Annotated in this window: 4 protein-coding genes and 1 pseudogene; 2 read left to right on the top strand and 3 right to left on the bottom strand. The window is 35.6% G+C overall.

The annotated features are described in order from the left end of the window. A pseudogene (locus tag OZD62_RS03490) lies at positions 1-1,433 on the top strand (hypothetical protein); the annotation flags it as partial. Next, positions 1,424-2,425, top strand: coding sequence for an ankyrin repeat domain-containing protein (locus OZD62_RS03485; RefSeq protein ID WP_275019436.1), 1,002 nt, complete (start codon positions 1,424-1,426; stop codon positions 2,423-2,425). The pseudogene OZD62_RS03490 and the gene OZD62_RS03485, both read left to right, overlap by 10 nt. 91 nt (positions 2,426-2,516) lie before the next feature. Here the strand turns inward: OZD62_RS03485 and OZD62_RS03480 are convergent, their stop codons facing one another. The 3 genes from OZD62_RS03480 to OZD62_RS03470 all read right to left on the bottom strand — a co-directional run. Further along, positions 2,517-2,936, bottom strand: a complete 420-nt coding sequence (locus OZD62_RS03480) for a YqaA family protein (RefSeq protein ID WP_010962395.1) — start codon at positions 2,934-2,936, stop codon at positions 2,517-2,519. Positions 2,937-2,942: 6 nt separating this feature from the next. Next, entirely contained in the window at positions 2,943-4,316 is a 1,374-nt protein-coding gene (cysS, locus tag OZD62_RS03475) for a cysteine--tRNA ligase (RefSeq protein WP_010082300.1), read from the bottom strand. Then, on the bottom strand, positions 4,309-4,833 hold a 525-nt coding region (locus tag OZD62_RS03470), incomplete at its 5' end, for an exopolysaccharide biosynthesis protein (RefSeq protein ID WP_275019435.1). The genes OZD62_RS03470 and cysS, both read right to left, overlap by 8 nt.

Genomic DNA, 4,833 nt, shown 5'->3' with positions numbered 1-4,833 from the left:
GTGTAAGATATAAATTTGATAATAGTATTATCTCATACTTGCAGGAAAATAAGGATTTTATAAAGGGTAAGGTAGGTAGAGAAGTCAGTGATAAAGAAGTCGAAGACTTTTTAAATGAACTAGTGTTTGCGGTTAATTTGCCCAATGAAAGTCAGCTAAAAGAATTGTTTAAAGGTGAGATGAGTGGTAGATTGGCCAAAAAGTTTGGCTATGTTGGTGACAATGAAATCTTTTGCAATGACCTTCTGGAGAAAATATCAGACTGGGTGAAAGATATAAAAGGACGTTTTCTTTCGCCAGAAGAAGGAAAAGAATTTTTCCAAAAAGTGGAGCTATGGGCCAGCACTCTATGTGGGATAGAACGAGGGGTAAAGAAAGGGAATAAAGGAATTGATAAAATAGCAAAACAACAGCATAAGGATAGTAAAACACTGAATGAAATACATGCAGCTGTAACAGCGCAAAATAACAAGCAAAGACCCCATAAGAAACCTTATGGTCCTCGTGACAAAAAATCGAAAGCAAGAGAAGAAGGAGATATAGAAGAATCAGATGAATTTGATGAAATAGAAGCTTTAGAATTTGTTAAAAGGGCTTTGAATATAGAAAACAATTTACAGAATAAGGAAATAAAAAAGCTAGCACAGGAACTACAATATTCCCAATTGGCTTTAAAACTAGCGGTTACATATATTAGTGAAGAAAATATTGTATTTAGTCATAGGGGTAGAAAAAGGATTAGAGTTGGTGGCTATCTGAAAAAGTGTGAAAAGATAGCAGAGAAGCTACTTGACTTTAAGTCCGAATATAAAAGTGATCGTTATGCTAAGGCAACTTTCATAACTTGGAAAATTACAATTGATGCTATAGTGCAAAAAAAATTTGGGCCGGAAGCATTGAGCATTCTCGAGATAATGGCCTATTTTTCTCCTAATGAGATTTATATAGAAGAAATCTTTTCACAGCAAGTAGCTAATGATAAAGAAGCGTTGTGGAATGCTGTTGAGTTACTTAATCGATATTCAATGATTAAATTAAGGAAAGGAGTAGTAAATATTTACAGACTAGTGCAAAAGGTGACTAGATTAAAATTACAAGAGAAAGGCCGAGAAGAAGAGGTCTTAAGGAAAGCTCTAGAATTGATAAACAGTTATGATGTATTAATAGATAATTCTATTGTTGCATCTGTTTGGGGATATGTGAGTAAGTATGGTGAGTTAATTGACGAATTTTACTTTAATCCTATTTATGGTAAATGGAAATATACACCGTTGCATTCACTTGCCGAAAGTGGCAGTTATGAGGCAGTTAGGTGCGTATTAACACATATGGAAGAAAAACACCCAGATAAATTAATTGTGTTGTTAATGCTAGGGATGGATCTGACAGCACTCCATTGTGTTCAGCTGTTGAGAGTGGAGGATTGGACATAGTGCAATATTTTATCAATAAGGGTGCAGATGTCAATGCTAAGAGCAGATATGGTATCACTCCGTTACATCAGGCTGTTTATGATGGAAGGGTTGATATAGTAGAATACCTTATAGGCAAAGGGGCGGACATTAACGCTAAAGATGAAAGTGGCTTCACTGCGTTACACTGGGCTACTATGATGTATAGGGTTGACGTGGCTAAGGTACTATTAAAACATAATGCAGATGTTAATGCTAAGGATAAAGATGGCGATACTTCGCTACATCTTGCTACTAAGATGGGTAGGGTTGCCGTAGCTAAGGTACTATTAGAACATAATGTAGATGTTAATGTTAAGAGCGAACAAAATAGAATTTCGCTGCACTATGTTGCTAGAAGTGGAAGTATAGAAACGATAGAATGCCTCATTGAAAAAGGTGCCGATGTTAACGCTAAAGATGAAAATGGCAACACTCCGCTACACTTTGCTGCTATTATGGGAAATTTTGACACGGCTAGAGTGCTACTAAAACACAATGCAGATGTTGATACTAAGAATAATAGGGGAATGACAGCATTGCATTATGCCACTGATTTTGATCACCAAGAACTTGTGGAGTTACTTTCAGCTCGTGATACAAATTCTATTGACGATGGGATGTGTATGGTTGCTTTAGCTAAGACACTATTGAAACACACCACAAATGTTAGTGTTAAGAACGAATGCAATAAAACTCCACTGCACCATGCTGCTAAAATTGGAAGTGAAAAATTAACAAAATACTTCATTAAAGAAGGGGATGATGTTAACGCTAAAGATGAAAATGGCAACACTCTGCTACACTTTGCTGCTATTATGGGAAATTTTGACACGGCTAGAGTGCTACTAAAACGCAAAGCAGATGTTAATGCTAAGAATAATAGGGGAATGACAGCATTACATTATGCCACTGATTTTGATCATAGGGATCTTGTGGAATGGCTTTTAGCTCACGGTGCATCCATCCTGTGACTACTGAAATTTTGCATTTAATTTATAGCTCCGCTTCTATCAGGGCATAGGATGACAGAAGTGGGCTTTAATGGCTGTAGTACTATAGCTGTTATACTCCAAAAGTAAGTATTAGATATAACAAATAGAAGAAATTAGATAGAATGATTAAAGGGGCAAGGGTATAAAGGTTTAACTTAAAATAACCTGATAAAATTTGAATCACACTTCCAAGTGCTGGCACCCATGAAAGTAATGTAACTGCACAAATCAGTAGATTTTTTACGATTTTTGGTGTTTTATGCTCGTTCTCTAGTTTGCGGTATGATTTTCGTATAGAGATTGTTATTCTACCTAAATACCAGTTAACTATTCCACCAAGGCTTGATCCTAGTACTCCAAAAAATAACATCAGTAGTGGAGTGTGATACGACCTGAAATAAAGCATGGTATTGAACACAAAACCTTGATGTATGGGTAGGACTAATGATGATACTAGACTATCTGTGAATAACAGAAAGTAATTTTCCATATGAGTTTACCAGGTTGTTGTACCATCTTCATTGTCAGAAATTGTAATCCCCATTTGTTTCAACTGATCCCTTATTTTGTCTGCAGTATCGTAATTTTTATTTTTTTTTGCAATTTTTCTTAAGTCTATCAACCTTTCTATTTCTTGATGATTTACATCCACAGCAAACCACTTTTCATAACTTGACTCAAGAAGACCAATAAATCTGGCACTCTTAACAAAACTCTCAGTTAATTTTAGCTTTTCACTTTCATTACTCATTTTGTTAATTTTTGCAGCCATTTCATGTAATATAGCTAGAGCTTCAGGAATGTTTAAGTCGTTTTTTAAAGCGTCTATAAAATCTTTAGAAATCTCTGCGTTACTTTCATCAATATTTATTGTATCTAAACCACGTGATAGCCGATAAAATTTATTTAAGGTTTCCTGTGCGTCAGAAATAACGTTTTCTGTCCAATCAAGTGGTTTTCTGTAGTGAGTTTTGAGCAGTGCATAGCGTATTACTTCACCCTTTATTCCACTATCTAGCAAATCTCTTACTTTGACTATATTAAATAAGGACTTGCTCATTTTCTCTTCATTTACTGTAAGAAAACCGTTATGTATCCAGTATTTTGCAAACATTGATCCAGCAAATGCAGACTTACTCTGTGCAATTTCATTTTCATGGTGAGGAAATTGTAAATCTATGCCGCCACCATGAATATCAAAATCTTTGCCAAGGTAAGCATATGACATTGCTGAGCATTCTATATGCCATCCAGGTCTGCCCTCTCCCCATGGGCTATTCCAATAACTTGAAAGTTTGTAGTCAATATCATTTGCAGGCTTCCACAGCACAAAATCTCCCGGGTGCTTTTTATTTTCATTAACTTCAACTCTGCTACCTGGAACCAATTCATCAGTTTTTTTTCCTGATAAAGCACCATATTCATGGTAAGATTCTATATTAAAATACACATGTTTGTCAGATTCATAAGCGTGGCCTGATTGCAGCAAATGTTCAATTAATTTTATAATATAATCTACGTTTTTCGTTGCTTTTGGCTCGTGTGTTGGCTCTGCACAATTTATGCTTCTCATATCTTCATGAAAAGCCTTGGTGTAATATGTGCTGATACTTTCTATGTTGCTATTTTTTTCACTTGCTGCATTAATTATCTTATCATCAATGTCGGTTATGTTACGCACATAGGTAACTTTGCCATAACAAAACTTAAGTAGCTGAAATAACACATCATACACAACAACAGACCGTGCATTGCCTATATGTGCTGTGTCATATACTGTTGGTCCGCAAACATACATTTTCACATGATCTTTATCGATAGGTGTAAAAAGCTCCTTTTTTTTTGTTAAGGTGTTGTAAAGCCTAACCATATACGAAGCTTTTGAGAAAAGAAAATGCCCCAATGATAAGTTGTGGCCCTTTGACTACTACAACAAGAGTAAGCAATAGCCCACACAATGATATTAAAACTCCCAATATGGATAGAAACCCATCTTTACTCATAATGCCAAGCGAAATAAGAGTCGTACCAATTGCAGGAATGAAGTTAGTAAGAGGCAATGGAAGAGCTATCGATAATGCAGAAAGCAACATTACAAAAGCTAAAATCTTTTCACCGGGCCCATAGAAAATAAAAGACATTCTTGGTTTCATGAACTTTTCTATTTTTTTTAATGCTGGAGAAGTTTTCTCTACCACAAAAGCTAGTGTTGAACGCTGAAAAGACCTTCTTTCCAACCAATGCGGCATCCAAGGAGAATCAAATCCAAATAGAAGCTGCAGTGAGAATAAGATTAAAGGTATAGAAAGAATAGTTGTATAACCAGGTGGAACCGGTATAGGCACCGATAGCGGCAAGGAGAAGATGATTATTAAAATACCAAAACC

Source organism: Wolbachia endosymbiont of Drosophila seguyi, assembly GCF_028981765.1.
Classification (GTDB): Bacteria; Pseudomonadota; Alphaproteobacteria; order Rickettsiales; family Anaplasmataceae; genus Wolbachia; species Wolbachia pipientis.
The sequence above is the reverse complement of the archived record's forward strand: the minus strand, read 5'-3'. Positions and strand labels throughout refer to the sequence as shown.